The sequence below is a fragment of the Vibrio sp. ABH4_348 genome (assembly GCF_056159765.1).
In genome coordinates this window covers 1,185,719-1,199,752 of record NZ_JBSWVW010000001.1, presented here as the reverse complement: position 1 = coordinate 1,199,752, position 14,034 = coordinate 1,185,719, and the positions used below count along the sequence as shown (strand labels likewise).

General features: G+C 45.0%; 13 protein-coding genes. 3 read left to right on the top strand and 10 right to left on the bottom strand.

Annotation, left to right across the window (positions count from 1 at the left end):
* Positions 1 to 70 precede the first annotated feature (70 nt).
* The 6 genes from ACXAFJ_RS05370 to ACXAFJ_RS05345 all read right to left on the bottom strand — a co-directional run bounded on the left by ACXAFJ_RS05370 (position 71) and on the right by ACXAFJ_RS05345 (position 5,811).
* Positions 71 to 544, bottom strand: a complete 474-nt coding sequence (locus tag ACXAFJ_RS05370) for a DUF2947 domain-containing protein (protein ID WP_475324065.1) — start codon at positions 542 to 544, stop codon at positions 71 to 73.
* A 1-nt stretch (position 545) separates the two neighbouring features.
* The gene (locus ACXAFJ_RS05365) at positions 546 to 1,154 is read right to left on the bottom strand and encodes an HD domain-containing protein (RefSeq protein ID WP_475321940.1); all 609 of its coding nucleotides are present in this window, start codon (positions 1,152 to 1,154) and stop codon (positions 546 to 548) included.
* Positions 1,151 to 1,732, bottom strand: coding sequence for a ribosomal protein S5-alanine N-acetyltransferase (gene rimJ, locus ACXAFJ_RS05360; protein WP_475321938.1), 582 nt, complete (start codon positions 1,730 to 1,732; stop codon positions 1,151 to 1,153). The genes ACXAFJ_RS05365 and rimJ overlap by 4 nt, the downstream gene beginning before the upstream one ends.
* Positions 1,732 to 3,276, bottom strand: a complete 1,545-nt coding sequence (gene tyrR / locus ACXAFJ_RS05355) for a transcriptional regulator TyrR (protein ID WP_475321937.1) — start codon at positions 3,274 to 3,276, stop codon at positions 1,732 to 1,734. The genes rimJ and tyrR overlap by 1 nt, the downstream gene beginning before the upstream one ends.
* Positions 3,277 to 3,385: 109 nt before the next feature.
* On the bottom strand, positions 3,386 to 4,441 hold the full coding sequence (locus ACXAFJ_RS05350; protein WP_475321935.1) for a YcjF family protein: 1,056 nt from the start codon (positions 4,439 to 4,441) through the stop codon (positions 3,386 to 3,388).
* Positions 4,438 to 5,811, bottom strand: a complete 1,374-nt coding sequence (locus tag ACXAFJ_RS05345; RefSeq protein ID WP_475321934.1) for a YcjX family GTP-binding protein — start codon at positions 5,809 to 5,811, stop codon at positions 4,438 to 4,440. Before ACXAFJ_RS05345 ends, ACXAFJ_RS05350 begins: the two co-directional genes overlap by 4 nt.
* A 441-nt stretch (positions 5,812 to 6,252) precedes the next feature.
* On the opposite strand from ACXAFJ_RS05345, the gene ACXAFJ_RS05340 reads away from it, so the two are divergent.
* The gene (locus ACXAFJ_RS05340) at positions 6,253 to 7,017 is read left to right on the top strand and encodes a hypothetical protein (RefSeq protein ID WP_475321933.1); all 765 of its coding nucleotides are present in this window, start codon (positions 6,253 to 6,255) and stop codon (positions 7,015 to 7,017) included.
* Positions 7,018 to 7,372: 355 nt separating this feature from the next.
* Here the strand turns inward: ACXAFJ_RS05340 and ACXAFJ_RS05335 are convergent, their stop codons facing one another.
* On the bottom strand, positions 7,373 to 8,890 hold the full coding sequence (locus ACXAFJ_RS05335) for a fumarate hydratase (protein WP_475321931.1): 1,518 nt from the start codon (positions 8,888 to 8,890) through the stop codon (positions 7,373 to 7,375).
* 187 nt (positions 8,891 to 9,077) lie between these two features.
* Here ACXAFJ_RS05335 and pabB point away from each other — a divergent pair, with 187 nt between their 5' ends.
* The gene (pabB, locus tag ACXAFJ_RS05330) at positions 9,078 to 10,451 is read left to right on the top strand and encodes an aminodeoxychorismate synthase component 1 (protein ID WP_475324064.1); all 1,374 of its coding nucleotides are present in this window, start codon (positions 9,078 to 9,080) and stop codon (positions 10,449 to 10,451) included.
* On the opposite strand, the gene ACXAFJ_RS05325 is transcribed toward pabB, so the two are convergent.
* Together ACXAFJ_RS05325 and ACXAFJ_RS05320 are read right to left on the bottom strand one after the other, a co-directional pair.
* Positions 10,444 to 12,150 carry an ATP-binding protein gene (locus ACXAFJ_RS05325; RefSeq protein WP_475321929.1) on the bottom strand — a complete coding sequence of 569 codons (1,707 nt, stop codon included), beginning with the start codon at positions 12,148 to 12,150 and terminating at the stop codon, positions 10,444 to 10,446. The genes pabB and ACXAFJ_RS05325 overlap by 8 nt on opposite strands.
* A gap of 5 nt (positions 12,151 to 12,155) precedes the next feature.
* A complete protein-coding gene (locus tag ACXAFJ_RS05320; RefSeq protein WP_475321927.1) occupies positions 12,156 to 12,695 on the bottom strand; it encodes a heme NO-binding domain-containing protein in 540 nt (179 codons plus the stop codon).
* A gap of 81 nt (positions 12,696 to 12,776) precedes the next feature.
* Between ACXAFJ_RS05320 and ACXAFJ_RS05315 the strand changes: the two genes are divergently transcribed.
* Positions 12,777 to 13,382, top strand: coding sequence for a CoA pyrophosphatase (locus ACXAFJ_RS05315; protein ID WP_475321925.1), 606 nt, complete (start codon positions 12,777 to 12,779; stop codon positions 13,380 to 13,382).
* Between the two features lie 2 nt (positions 13,383 to 13,384).
* Here ACXAFJ_RS05315 and queD read toward each other — a convergent pair whose 3' ends face one another.
* Complete coding sequence (queD, locus tag ACXAFJ_RS05310) at positions 13,385 to 13,747, bottom strand: 6-carboxytetrahydropterin synthase QueD (RefSeq protein WP_475321924.1); 363 nt, start codon at positions 13,745 to 13,747, stop codon at positions 13,385 to 13,387.
* Positions 13,748 to 14,034: the final 287 nt, after the last annotated feature.

Sequence of the window (14,034 nt, the reverse complement as noted above, 5' to 3'; positions counted from 1 at the left end):
ACTAATATCACTAATTAGTTAACCATTAGCAGAGGGCGTTACTTACTTTTTGCTAAATCGATGAGCAGAACTAGCCTCGTGACCCCAGCTTTACCGAACCGTCCCCATGAAACCAAAGCGCTTGCGTGCGTTTGCGACCAAGTAAAATTGGGCCATCGTCATAAAACAGGAAGTTCTTCCAGTGGCGTTTAAATACCGCCCATTTGGTCTCTAAAACCGTGTATTTGTCATAGCAAAAATACACGGTCACATCGTCTTGCCAATCAATGAAGTCGGCAATTTCTTGTGGTAATGCATCTTCATCAGCATCCCATGCAGTTTGCCAATCTATGGTGTCAGACCAATTCTTTTCGTTGCTAGGCCAATCTGAACTGCTGAACCTTTCACTGTCTGGACTTGTGGCACTAAGAAAGTCTTTCCATAGCTGCGCCGCTCTTGCTTCTGTCATCGGTTTGATTTGCTGTTGGTCTTCTTCAGGAACAGGCAGTGAGGTGTGGTTAAAAATCCATTTGCGCGAAAATTCTGAAAGCGCTTGGTAAGACATATTAGTGGTTCTCTTCATTTCTGAGCCACCCCTTTTGGGTGGCATCTTCAATTATGGTTTGGGCCTGGTTCCAGAGGATTTCCGAACCTAGAGCTATTTTTTGATTTACTCTGAGTGCTTGCTGCTGAGAAATCTTATTCTCGCGCCAACTCACACCTTGGTTATCGTAGTTGATCAACATAGGAATCAAACGATCACAGGCTTTGGCAAATTTCGCATCAGCGGTTTGCATTGCCTCAAACTCTTGCCATAGCGCTAATAACTCTGCACCTTGGTCTTCAGGCAACAGTCCAAATAAACGGCGAGCGGATTGCAGCTCGAGCTCAGTATTTGCTGCGATTGCCGCTTGGTCGTAAACCAACACATCGCCGCAATCAATTTCCACCACGTCGTGAATCAATAACATTTTCACCACACGCGAAATATCGACGGGTTCATTACTGTGCTCTTCCAGCATCAACGCCATCAGCGCTACTTGCCAGCTGTGCTCAGCGGAGTTTTCATCACGATTTTGCGCAGACTTCACTCTTGTTTTTCTCAATACACTTTTCAGCTGATCGAGCTCTAAGACTAGGTTGAGCTGTTTCTGCAAGCGTTCAGTCGAGGTCATCGCGTCTTTTTCCAATCTGGGTTAGTCAGCGCTGTGAGTACGTGATCTTGCCATTGACCGTCGATTAACAGGTAGTCTTTTGCGAGTCCCTCTCGTTCAAAACCAAGGCGTTTTAGAACGGCTTCACTTCTTTGGTTATGAGGCATGTAGTTAGCCATGATGCGGTGCATATTTTGATGGCTAAACATGTAACGAATCGCGACTTTTAACGCGCGAGTCATCAAACCTTTTCCGTGGTGGTCTTGAGCTAATGAGTAGCCTACGCTGCACGCGTGAAACGGGAACCGAGACAGATTACTAAACGAAATGGTCCCGAGAACTTGCTTGCCTTTTTCATCCATGATCAACAGATAATAAGCAAGTCCAAGCTGATGGAGCTCATTGAGTTTTATGAGCTTTTTACTCCATTCAATTTCAGTAAAAAACGACTCCGCTCGTTCAGGCTCCCAAGGTTTAAGGTACTCTCGGTTTTGTGAGTAATAAGTCGCGATGCGTTGAGAGTCAACTATTTCCGCGGTTTTCAGCAAAAAGCCGTCTCGCTTTTCATAGACTCGAGTTGTTGAACTAAAGCTTTCCATCAGTTTTTACGAATACCGTATTCACGTAGCTTGTTGGCAATAGAGGTGTGCGATACTTCGAGTCTTGCCGCGAGTTTTCGACTCGACGGATAGCTCTGATACAAACGCTCCAATACCTTAGACTCGTACTGCTTCATGATGTCGTCTAATGCGCCATCCAAATTCAAGTTAGCAAATGCGCCTGCGGTACCATCGTGTTTAGGCAAATGGAAATGTTTGTCGCTCAGCACTTCTTCATCAAGCTGAGTCAAGGCTCTAAGCACCATGTTTTCCAGTTCACGCATGTTGCCAGGCCATTGGTAGCTGTTCAGTTTAGAAATAAGCTCTTCGTCAACTTTTGGTTTGTCGATACCCAGCTGCTTGACGTATTTCATGATGAATAGATCCAACAGCGGCGCAAGGTCGTTTACTCGGTCGCGCAAAGGCGGAATTTCTAACGTCAGCACATTGAGACGGTAGAACAAATCTTGTCTGAATTGGCCCGATTCAGACAGGGAAGCCAAACTGTAGCGCGTTGATGCAATCACTCTAACATCGACATGCACTTCGTGCTCTTCGCCGACCCGTCTAAAGGTGCCGTCTTGTAGGAATCGGAGAAGTTTGATTTGCAAATGCGGACTCATTTCACCGATTTCGTCTAGGAATACCGTGCCGCCTGACGCTTGCTCGAAAATGCCGGTTTGCGCTTGTTCGTGGTTAAATGAACCCGGAGCATGACCAAACAGTTCCGTCTCCGCTACATCGTCGGGCATTGAAGCACAGCTCAGTACCAAAAACGGTTTAGCGGCACGGGTTGAACGATTGTGACATGCCCTTGCGAGCATTTCCTTTCCGGTTCCCGTTTCCCCTTGAATCAACAAAGGTTGGTCAAGTAAAGACAATTTTTTAGCTTGGTTAATCAGCGTTTTGTGGCGATTTGATGAACCGACAAAGTGTTCAAAACCCAAATTGTCGTAGTTAGGCAGTGCGTCATCGAGCAGCCCTTTCACTTGGCGAGAGCGTATGATCATCACGGTACTGGCAAGTATGGATTCGCCTGATTCGTCGGTGATGTAAACCGGCATTACTTCCAGCATGTAGTCGATGCCGTTTATGACCACATCTTCTCGCTGGCGACTGATATTGCCATCGACCCACTGTTCAAAGTTAAACGCTGGAATGAGCGAGTTCACCGAGAGTCCAATCAGACTGTTTTTTTCTGATTGGAATAGCTCAACGGCAGCCGTGTTAGCCATGTCGACCACACCATTTAAATCAAGCGCAACCACTGGGTCTGGAAGGTTGTTGATCAGGGAGATAAGCTCAGTGTTGTGGCGTTCCATCGGCATAAATGGAATTTTTCTGACGTCTTTCACGCCATCAATGCGGCGAATTTCCGCCATCAAAGCACTGAAGGTATCAAAATCAATATCTGGGCAGTTGAGATAGATGATGCCTGAAATATCAATCTCGATACCACGTAAATCGATACTCTTAGAGGCCAGAATATCAAGCAATTCACGAGTTAAACCCAAGCGGTCTTCACAATGTACTTGTAAGCGCACGCGCACTCCAAACTAGGTGTCACGAAAAGTTGACAGTAGTTTGGCTTAATGCCCAAATTCGGTCAAGCTCGAGCATGTGAAACACGTGCTCAAATGCAGGCTTTGTGGGCTATTTCAGACTTATTGACGCTACTTTGGCGACAATTTGCTTGCGAATGGTCGACAATTTCAATTTCGTTTCTTGTCGCCAACTAATTGGCCTTAACGCTTGCACCGCATTAAGCCCGAGCCTTGCCGACATAACTCCAATAGCAATGCCTTGACCTGCTCGAGCAGAGAGCTTGCCTGCTAAATCAACCGACATTAAGTCGATACTGGCATCGATGGCTAGCTCACTAGCCCCTGCCAATGCCATATTTTTGAACACTGATTTAATCAAGCGAATTCGAGACCAATAACCAAGTTCGACACCGTAAAGCTTTGAAAGCTGATTCACCATAACCACGTTGCGCCATAACACCAATGCCATATCCGTTATTGCAAGCGGGCTGATTGCTACCATTAACGCTGACTCGGTCGAATGTTTGGCAATAATCTCTGATGCCCGTTTATCTAGTTCCACCAGCACCATTCGATCGTATAAATCGACCACTTCTCCATCGAGATAGTGTGGCTGTAAGGTTGTTTGCCATTGCTGGTATTGCTTAGACTGTTTGATCTGCTCAGACGCATTTTTTTGCAAAAACTCAGTACAATTGGAAATACTCGCGCTGTCTAAATATTGGTTAGCACTTTCTCTTAAATTGTCGCGCTTTTTGAGCTGCCTCAGATAGAGAAATTCTCTAACTCCCGTCCAAGTCACTATGCCAGCGGCTACGCCAGCAAATCCTGCCCAGCCTAGTGATAACCAATCTTTGGTTTGCCAAGCGGTTGCCACGCTGTCGACTAACTCCCAGCCAACTAAACCAGAAAAACCCACCAGCATGGTCGACATCAACCAAGAACTGCCTTTGGGGTTTAGTGCATCGCTTTGGTTGTATTCCAACTCATCATTGTTTTCTTCAGACTCTAAACTCGAAGGCAGCTGAGTTTGCTGCTTTTCAAACAAATGTTCCGAGTTAAGTGTCTGCCTTTTTTGAAGAGGCTCCGCATGCTCTTGCTGATTATTCGACGATTCATTGTGGAAATCATCATCAAACACCTGCTTGTTTTTAATGTCGCTCATTTCAGCTTATCTCCAATTAAAAACTGCAGTGCTCTATCGAGGCGGATGTGAGGTTGCGGAGAATCTGGCACCGTTTCTTTAGGGCGAAATTCAGTAAACTCAAACGCTTGTTCCAGCCAAAACGACTCGGGTGGCAAGCTAGATGGGACATCACCAGGGTATAAAGTCAAAGACTCGCCTGATAGGGATGTGCCTCTAATCGCCGCTTGTTTATCGTCACCGTTTTTTATGAAACCGGAATCGGTCGCTTGAATCGAGGCAATACTGCTGCATTCCATAGTCAAATTATCAAATGCTGCCGTTTGCCACGCAGGTTGCACCAACTGTCTAAGTAGTTTAGTGAGGTTTACTTGTTGGTCTGGCGTGACATGGTCACATTTGGTCGCTGCAAACAGCACTTTGTCTATCTTGGGTGCAAAAATGCGACGCAATAAACTCGACTGACCATACTGGAAGCTGTGCATTAGTTCATCCAGCGCTTGGCGCATATCGAGAAACGCCTCTCGCCCTTGATTAAGTGCAGACAAACAATCGACTAAAATGATTTGCCTGTCAAAACTGGAAAAGTGCTCGCGATAAAAACGCTTTACCACCTGAGTTTGATAATCTTTGTATCGCGCCTCTAATAACGCGTAGTGGCTGGTTTTCGCCGCTTTTTCGGGGTGTGCTTGCACCGGGAAAAACTGCAGTACGGGCGCACCATCTAGTTCGCCCGGCAGTACAAAACGCCCCGGTTGCACCCAATGCAGTCCCGCTTCTTTCACGCTATGTAGATAGTTTGTATAACTAGCGGCAATGGCTTCTAGCTTGTTCTCATCCGCTTCACCATTGAGATCTAGTGCATCGAGTTCACCCAACCATGACTGAGCCAGTTCTTGCCTTGTTCCTTCCAGCAAAGAAAACTGCCTTTCGCTCCACTCTTTAAAACTCAAATTGAGCATGGGTAAATCTAATAACCACTCTCCCGGATAATCGACAATATCCAGCGTCAGCGTTGAGGTTTCGGAGAACAGTTTTTTGCGTGTTTGCTTAGAGCGGTATTTGATGGTTAAGCGAATTTCACTGACGTCTCGTGTTGGAGATGGCCACTGCGGCGGAGATTGCTGAAGCTGTTTAATACCCTCTTCGTAACCAAAACGGGGCACCATGCTGTTTGTATGAGGAATGCGCTTTGAACCAAGGATTCGACCTTCTTGCGATACTTCCAATAGCGGCAGATTGTGATGAGTTGAACTGTGCAGCAATTGATCAACGAGTGAAGTAATGAATGCCGTTTTACCCGCCCGAGAAAGCCCAGTTACTGCCAATCTCACATTGTTGTCTAACGTTCGGTTAAGCACATCAGAAACACTTTGTTTTATTCCGACCATATCACTCCGCTAACTATTAGAAATTACAACTACTAAGCGCCGTAAGCTTAATAGCAACAAAGTGCAGCGATTGCCGCACTTTGTCAATGGTATATGAGGAATGGAATGCTCTAATATTTTTTAGCTAAAGATGTACGAGACATAGCGAATGTGCCCACCATTAAATGGAACTTTTGGTTTAACACCATTTTTTGAGGGAGTATGTGATAGGTAAAGTACGTATTTTTATTCACGGCTCCTTTCACTTAACTTAAAATACGATTAGAGTTCTTTCCAATTCATTGTTTTCATTAAACATATCGTATGACTAAAAGTAGTATCGACAACAGAAGCATTTTCCAGTTAAGTCGCGTAAGGACAATTCTTGGGATTGGAATTTTCTTGATTTTCCTTTCTTCAGGGTTAGCAATTGCAGATTTTATAGATTCGCAAGATAAACTCGTGTTAGAAGTTAAAAAAGAAGCCGTTACGGTAAAAGCTCTAGTTTTTTTCTTAACACACATGCTCCAAGTACCTGTCGCACTTGCCACTGGTACCATCGCAATAATTGGTATTTTTTCACTTGAGCATCGCTCTAAACAAACCAGAGAACAAATAAACGTTAGCCTAAATCAGATTGAATTGGCGCGTATACAAGTCGACGCAACAAGAGAACAGAATAATTTCACAAATTATTTCAAGCATTTAGAAGAGTTTTCTAAAAACGCCGAATCCTTTTTCAACGAAATCAGCGGAAGAAAGTCCTCAATTATGCAGATACGAAGACTGTATAGAATGATGTATCCGAACTCCAAGAAGGGTGACATAGACCAAGTCTCTAAACACTACCGAAATAGATTGGAGCGATGCTCTAAACAAATTCTAGAACAAATGTATCTTGAGCAAGATGGACAGAGACTGAACTTTTCCTCTTTGCATCGTCAACTTTTAGAGCTAAGTGCTGCAGAAGTACGCAGAACTGATTATAATTTTCACGGAAAGCAAGGATACATCGAGGCGATTGACTACGAGTTTTCCGTGGAAATGTTAAAATTCATTCTTCACGCTGTTTCGTTATCTGAACCTGACTTCTACAAACGTGCCCCAAATACTAAACAGTTGGTTAACGCACTTGAAGATTTCAATGAGAACCATGAATTGCAGCACCGCTTGATGTACCAAGATTTACCTCCAATTGAGTTGCCGAAGGATGTAATACAGATCTAAAACGACCACTAATCTGGGTTAACAAACTCAATGTTGCATGACGTCGTGATAGTGGGCATGAAACGTTTAAACCATATCGACAGTTTTTTTAAACCGTGTCCTTTACCCCACCCAACCTCCCCTAAAAGGGGAGGAGCAAAAATGCGTTGCCTTTTATCTCAATAACCACAGCAGCTTAGAGCACATGATAAATCTGTTCAATCTACTGAACATACCACTTGCTCGATACAGCTCTCCCCCTTTTAGGGGGGAGTTGGAGGGGGTATGCACCGCCCGCTAAATACTAAAAAAGCCTGCCACTCGTAGAGCAGCAGGCTTTTATCAATTCAGTTTAAAATACTAATTCACTGAGTGATTACGCATCCATTTCGGCGATTTTCACTTTCCACGTATCTGGGCCGATTTGGTGTGCATTTGCGCCGTTGGAATCAACGGCAACGGTGACTGGCATATCTTCCACCTCAAATTCGTATATGGCTTCCATACCAAGATCTTCAAAGGCAACCACACGGGCTTTTTTGATGGCTTTCGCCACTAAGTAAGCTGCGCCGCCCACTGCCATTAGGTACACCGCTTTGTGCTTCTTGATCGACTCAACTGTAGCCGGGCCGCGCTCGGCTTTGCCTATCATGCCCATAATGCCGGTTTCTTCTAGCATCATGTCGGTGAACTTATCCATACGAGTTGAGGTTGTTGGGCCTGCTGGGCCTACCGCCTCGTCGCCAACCGCATCTACTGGGCCTACGTAATAGATAAACTTGCCGTTTAGCTCAACGCCCTCTGGCAGGCCTTCACCATTTTGCAGCATGGTTTGAATTCGTTTATGTGCCGCATCGCGACCCGTCAGAATCTTGCCAGATAGCAATACAGTTTCACCAGTTTTCCATTCCAAAGTATCTTCTTTGGTAAGCGTATCAAGGTTAACGCGGCGCGTATTCTCGCCTGCTTCCCATGTGATGTCTGGCCATTCTTCAAGCTTAGGTGGCGTCAGTTCTGCAGGGCCTGAACCATCAAGCTCGAAGTGTACGTGGCGTGTTGCCGCGCAGTTAGGAATCAAACAAACCGGTTTTGATGCAGCGTGAGTTGGCGCTGTTTTGATTTTCACGTCAACAACTGTGGTCAAGCCACCAAGGCCTTGCGCTCCAATGCCGAGTTTATTTACACGGTTGAAGATATCGAGACGTAATTCTTCTTCGGCATTTTCAGGACCACGCTCGATCAGCTCTTGAATGTCGATGTGTTCCATCAAGGATTCTTTTGCCAGAACTGCCGCTTTTTCTGCAGTGCCTCCAATGCCTATACCCAGCATGCCCGGTGGGCACCAACCTGCGCCCATTGCAGGAAGTGTTTTCTCTACCCATTCTGCAACGTCGTCTGATGGGTTAAGCATCACCATTTTGGTTTTGTTCTCTGAGCCGCCACCCTTAGCCGCAACTTGAACTTCCACTTTATCGCCAGGCACCATATTGATGTGAACAACGGCTGGCGTGTTGTCTTTGGTATTGATTCGCTTACCTGCAGGGTCCATCAGTACTGATGCACGTAATGGGTTGTCTGGGTTGGTGTAAGCTTGTCTTACCCCTTCATCCACCATTTGTTGTACGGTTAGCTCAGTAGTATCCCACTGCACTGCCATGCCGATGTTAACAAAACACGTCACGATACCTGTGTCTTGACAGATGGGTCGGTGCCCTTCTGCTGACATGCGCGAGTTAATTAGGATTTGCGCCAATGCGTCTTTCGCCGCTTGGCTTTCTTCCTTGTGATAGGCTTTTTCGAGAGCTTGAACAAAGTCTAAAGGGTGGTAGTAAGAAATGTACTGAAGAGCATCAGCTACACTGCTGATCAGGTCTTGCTGGCGTATAACCGTCATTGTATGCCTCGTTTTTGCTTCCAGATATCTACCTATTATTTTTTTGTATCCACTTCGCTTGCTTAGAAATCCTTGCAAACATCCGTGTTACTTATGTTGGCGGTAGATGGTGTTGTTTTGATTATGATACTCTTGCTCGCCTAAACGTGCCATGTAGTGAGCCTTCTCTTTGTCACAAATTACACAAATGCATAACATCAATCACAAAACTGTTGAAATTATCAACATCGACTACCAAGCCCACGCTGCTAAGTCGTTGTTTGCACGTATTCAAGATAAACCTTGGTCAATGTTGTTGGACTCAAGTTCAGCTAATCACGTTAACAGTCGCTATGACATTTTGGTCACCAATCCGGTTGTCACTTTGTCGACTTTTGGAGAAACCACACACGTTGCCACTCCTGAAGAAAACTTCGAATCAGCAGACGATCCATTCGAGTTACTCAATACATTGTTAGAACAGTGGCTACCAAATTGCTCAGATAGCCACTTCGAACATTTGCCTTTTGTTGGCGGTGCGTTAGGTTATTTTGGTTATGATTTGGGCCGTCGTGTAGAAACACTACCTTCACTCGCCCAACACGATATCAACAGTCCTGACATGAACGTTGGTTTGTATGAATGGGCAGTGATTTTCGATAACCAAGATCAGAAGGCATTTGTGGTTGGGGTTAATGCTGCCAAGCATTGGCAAAGGCTGTTATCTGCTGAAGAACTTGTAGAAGAGAGCGAGTTTTCCCTGACCGCGCCATGGCAATCCAACCTAACCAAAGCCGAATACTCGCAGCGCTTTAACAAAGTACAAGAGTACTTGTTGTCTGGTGATTGCTATCAAATCAATCTCGCCCAACGTTTTGAAGCGCAGTATCAAGGGTGTGAATGGCAAGCCTACTTGAAACTGGCAGAGCAAAATAAAGCGCCGTTCTCTGGCTTTATTCGTACCGAACACGGGGCGATTCTAAGTGTATCGCCAGAGCGCTTTTTACAGCTCGACAATCGTAACATTGAAACTAAGCCAATCAAGGGAACCCTGCCGCGCAGCAGCGATACTCAAATCGACAAAGACAATGCAGACAAATTAGCGAACTCAGCCAAAGATAGAGCTGAAAATTTAATGATCGTCGACTTGCTCCGAAACGACATTGGGCGAGTGGCAAAGCCAGGAACGGTGAAAGTGCCCCATATTTTCAAGATTGAGAGCTTTCCTGCGGTTCATCATTTAGTGAGTACTGTGACGGCAGAATTGGATACGCAATACCATGCGACAGATTTGCTCAAAGCCTGTTTCCCCGGTGGTTCGATTACCGGAGCGCCTAAAATCCGCGCGATGGAAATTATTGAAGAGTTAGAGCCACATCGACGCAACCTATATTGCGGTAGCATTGGCTACATCAGCCGACATGGAAAGATGGATACCAGCATAACCATCCGCACTCTAATTGCTCACGAACAGTCAATTTATGCATGGGCTGGCGGCGGCATTGTTGCGGATAGCCAAGTGGATAGTGAATACCAAGAAACGTTGGACAAAGTGAGTAAAATTTTGCCGGTGCTTAGTTAACGTCCAGCCACTTATTCAGTACACGGCTGAGATCTTCAGCCGTGTAGGGTTTACTCAAAAAATCGTCCATTCCCGAGTCCATACACTGCTGTTTTTCTGCAGAGGTCGTCCCGGCAGTTAGGGCAATAATTGGCAAGTCTAGCCCTTGCTCCCTCATACATCGCGTCGCTTCAAACCCATCCATTTCCGGCATGCGGCAATCCATAAAGATCAAATCAAAGCTTTTTTGCGCCACACAGTTAAGCGCCTCTTTGCCGTTGTTGGCAAACTCGGGCGTGATGGCGAGCTTCTCTAACATTTTTCGTATCACCAATTGGTTCATCACGATGTCATCAACCACTAAAATGGCTAACGACGAGAAATCTCGCAAGCTAACTGGCTCTTCTTGAATGGCCGTGTGTTTGGCGGATTCTCCTTGTTCCATTGGTAACTCAACTTTCACCTGTGTTCCTTTTCCTAGCTCGCTTCTCACATGTATAGTGCCGCCCATCAACTCGACCAAGGTTTTACAGATAGACAGGCCTAAACCCGTACCTTCAAAGCGCCGATTCGCCCGACGATTAGCCTGCATAAATGGCGAAAACATCTCTTGCTGCTCGACTTCTGTCATACCTATGCCCGAGTCTTTTACCGTCATGCCCAGCGTTTTGTCATTCCACTCGAAAAGTACTTCTACCCCTCCCGACTCGGTAAACTTAACGGCGTTACCCACTAAGTTAACCAATATCTGGCAAATGCGATCTGAGTCGCCGTACAAACACTCAGGGAGTAACGGTGAGGTCGTCAGGGAGAAATCGATTTGCTTTTGCTTGGCTTTTTCCGAAAACACACTTTCAATCAAATCAGATATGGATTGCCACTGAAAATTGATGGGGAAGATTTCTAACATTCCGGCGTTCATTTTGCTGAAATCTAGTAGATCATTAATGATGGCTTTTAACATGCCGCCCGACTGTCTTAGATGTTCCAAGTGAGCTAATTGATCTTTTGATAGAGAAGTTTGCGACAAAAGGTCGGCATTGCCCAACAAGCCATTCAAAGGTGTGCGAAGCTCATGGTTAATCATGGCCAGAAACTCTTGCGTTGCTTGTTCTGAATTCTCAGCACGGATTCGAGCTTGCTCTGTTTTGTCTGCCATAATCTGGCGGTTGATTGCACTGCAAATCAGGTCAACGATTTGCTGATAACCAGTTTCAAGTAAAGTCTGGTGCGTTTCTGCGTTTATGGCTTCAATGGCTAACAATCCAAAATTTTCCTCACCGACCTCTAGTGACAAAATAAGTACATTGTCGTACCACACCAATCCTTTTAGATGGTTTAATTGCAACACTAAATCATGCAAAGATTGACTCCCCCAAAACCCAACGTGACGCGAATCTAAATGTTCGCTACTTATTGACAAGTAGGCGTCGTTGATTAAAGGGGTATCTGAAAGCTTTCTAACAAATCCATGCAGCATGGAGTCATCTATGCTGCGAGTTAAGAACAGCCTGCCATACTGTATTAGTGCTTCACTAATGTGCTCTTCAAACTCGAACTTTTCCATGTCCTTGGCGCTTTGCCGTTCCAGTTTTTCAACAGCGTAGGTCAAAGACTTATTGGACTGATAAAGCTCTAAACTCTTTTGCTCAAGTAATGCTTCGGCCGCTTTTCTCGCAGCTTGCTCACGTTTCAACTTACGTTCAAGCGGGTTGGGCATAAAAGTTAGGCCTTGGTTAGCGTGAATCTGACTTTTGAACCTGACTCTTCAATGTTGCTTGAGCTGATGTCGAGGGATTCGCCAAAATGTTCCGCGCACCCTTCCACTAAACCAAAACAGACAGGTGCCATGCAGCGGGCACTCTGGTAATCAAATACCATCTGTGTTTTGTCAACACTGATAAAATCAAATTCAGGAGGATTGGCGTCGGGATACAGTTTTTTAACTTCGATGTGAATGTAGTCCTGCACCAGTCGAATAAAGGTAAAGCTGTCTTTGCAAGATAAGATGGAGGCATCTTCTGGCAATGAACGATAGAGATTGTTAAACACGGTCTTACCAAATACTTGCTGCAATGTATCTGCCGCAATGCCAGTACTTTTGCTGAGCGTGACAATTAGCTTCACCAACCGCTTGTGGTCGTAACTGCCTACAGAGGTGAAGACTCCGTCGTCGCCACAAGTATCCAATATTTGATCAACCGTCTCTAAGCCAAATTTATCTTCAACTAAATCAAGAAACTCGGTAAAAATTACACCTTTCATTCTTGTCTGCTTCTTCAAGGGATGCTATTTACAAGAATGGAAGACCAAACGGTGTTTTTCAAACCAAGGAATGGGAAAACTATGCTATCTGTCGTGCATACGTACTCTAATAAACAAGCTTTTTTGGCCAAGTTTCAACTCAACACACCGGCTCATTACCGAGGTAAAAACCTTATTGCATCAGATGATGCGGTGAAATTACGTCAAGCGTCTGTCTTGATTGGGATTGTTGGTCGTGAGCACGGGCTGCATTTGATTCTGACTAAGCGTGCACAACACCTTAAACACCACCCTGGACAAATTAGCTTTCCCGGCGGCAAAGTTGAGCCTGAAGATAAAACTATGATCGACACTGCCATGCGTGAAGCCAACGAAGAAATTGGTATTAGTTACCATGAGATAGAGGTGTTTGGACAACTTCCTACAATTCCGACGGTAACTGGATTTGCAGTGACACCCATTTTGGCTTGGGTAAGCGATACTCACACCAGAACCTTAGACACCAACGAGGTCGAACACGCGTTTGAGATACCAATGAGCTACGCGTTGGATAATCGCAACTGGCAGAAATTCACTTTTAGACGGCATGCGCGTCAACACAAAGTGATGGGATTGGTTTACGAAGATAAACTAGTGTGGGGTATGACGGCACAAATTCTGGATTCATTGAGCCGCCATGTACGGTGATTCTAGTCACCTTTATATATACAACCGGCTGTACAGGTCTCTTTTATTTCAACTTTGCTAAGTAATGGCAGGCTTGGCTTTAGTTCATTCCAGATCCATTTGGCTAACACTTCACTGGTTGGGTTTTCTAACCCTTCGATATCATTCAAGTAGTAATGATCCAGTCTGTCATAAATAGGTTTAAAAGCCGCTTTAATCTCTGAAAAATCAATCACCCAACCTGTGTGCGGATCGACTTCACCTTCAACATACAGACGAACCAAAAAGCTGTGACCATGCAAACGACCACACTTGTGCCCTTCAGGTACATGGGGCAGTTTATGTGCTGCTTCAAACATAAATTCTTTGTAAAGCTCGGTTCTCATTATTCTGTATCCGGAGAAAAAAGGCAGGCAATACTAAATTATCCAAACTCGTGTGACAAGGCTCACTGTTTTTCAGCTTGTTTCATTCACGTCTTGTGTAGCAATCTTTCAGGTGGTTTGAAACTCCACATTCCGCACAGCATCCTAGATAACCTTTTGTTTTATAGACCTTATTGAGAACTTTGTTTTTTATGAGAGCCGTAAGTTTAAAATCAATTCAACACGTTACCAACATCACATTTACTTAAACCACACTAAATGTGAGGTCACACTCTACGATGTGCAGT

Bases quoted from the DNA above. Each gene is read 5' to 3' on its own strand.
- ACXAFJ_RS05315 (WP_475321925.1), top strand. From the start codon at position 12,777: ATGCTATCTGTCGTGCATACGTACTCTAATAAACAAGCTTTTTTGGCC.
- rimJ (WP_475321938.1), bottom strand. From the start codon at position 1,732: ATGGAAAGCTTTAGTTCAACAACTCGAGTCTATGAAAAGCGAGACGGC.
- ACXAFJ_RS05320 (WP_475321927.1), bottom strand. From the start codon at position 12,695: ATGAAAGGTGTAATTTTTACCGAGTTTCTTGATTTAGTTGAAGATAAA.
- ACXAFJ_RS05325 (WP_475321929.1), bottom strand. From the start codon at position 12,150: ATGCCCAACCCGCTTGAACGTAAGTTGAAACGTGAGCAAGCTGCGAGA.
- ACXAFJ_RS05365 (WP_475321940.1), bottom strand. From the start codon at position 1,154: ATGACCTCGACTGAACGCTTGCAGAAACAGCTCAACCTAGTCTTAGAG.
- ACXAFJ_RS05350 (WP_475321935.1), bottom strand. From the start codon at position 4,441: ATGAGCGACATTAAAAACAAGCAGGTGTTTGATGATGATTTCCACAAT.
- queD (WP_475321924.1), bottom strand. From the start codon at position 13,747: ATGAGAACCGAGCTTTACAAAGAATTTATGTTTGAAGCAGCACATAAA.
- ACXAFJ_RS05370 (WP_475324065.1), bottom strand. From the start codon at position 544: ATGTCTTACCAAGCGCTTTCAGAATTTTCGCGCAAATGGATTTTTAAC.
- ACXAFJ_RS05345 (WP_475321934.1), bottom strand. From the start codon at position 5,811: ATGGTCGGAATAAAACAAAGTGTTTCTGATGTGCTTAACCGAACGTTA.
- ACXAFJ_RS05335 (WP_475321931.1), bottom strand. From the start codon at position 8,890: ATGACGGTTATACGCCAGCAAGACCTGATCAGCAGTGTAGCTGATGCT.
- pabB (WP_475324064.1), top strand. From the start codon at position 9,078: ATGCATAACATCAATCACAAAACTGTTGAAATTATCAACATCGACTAC.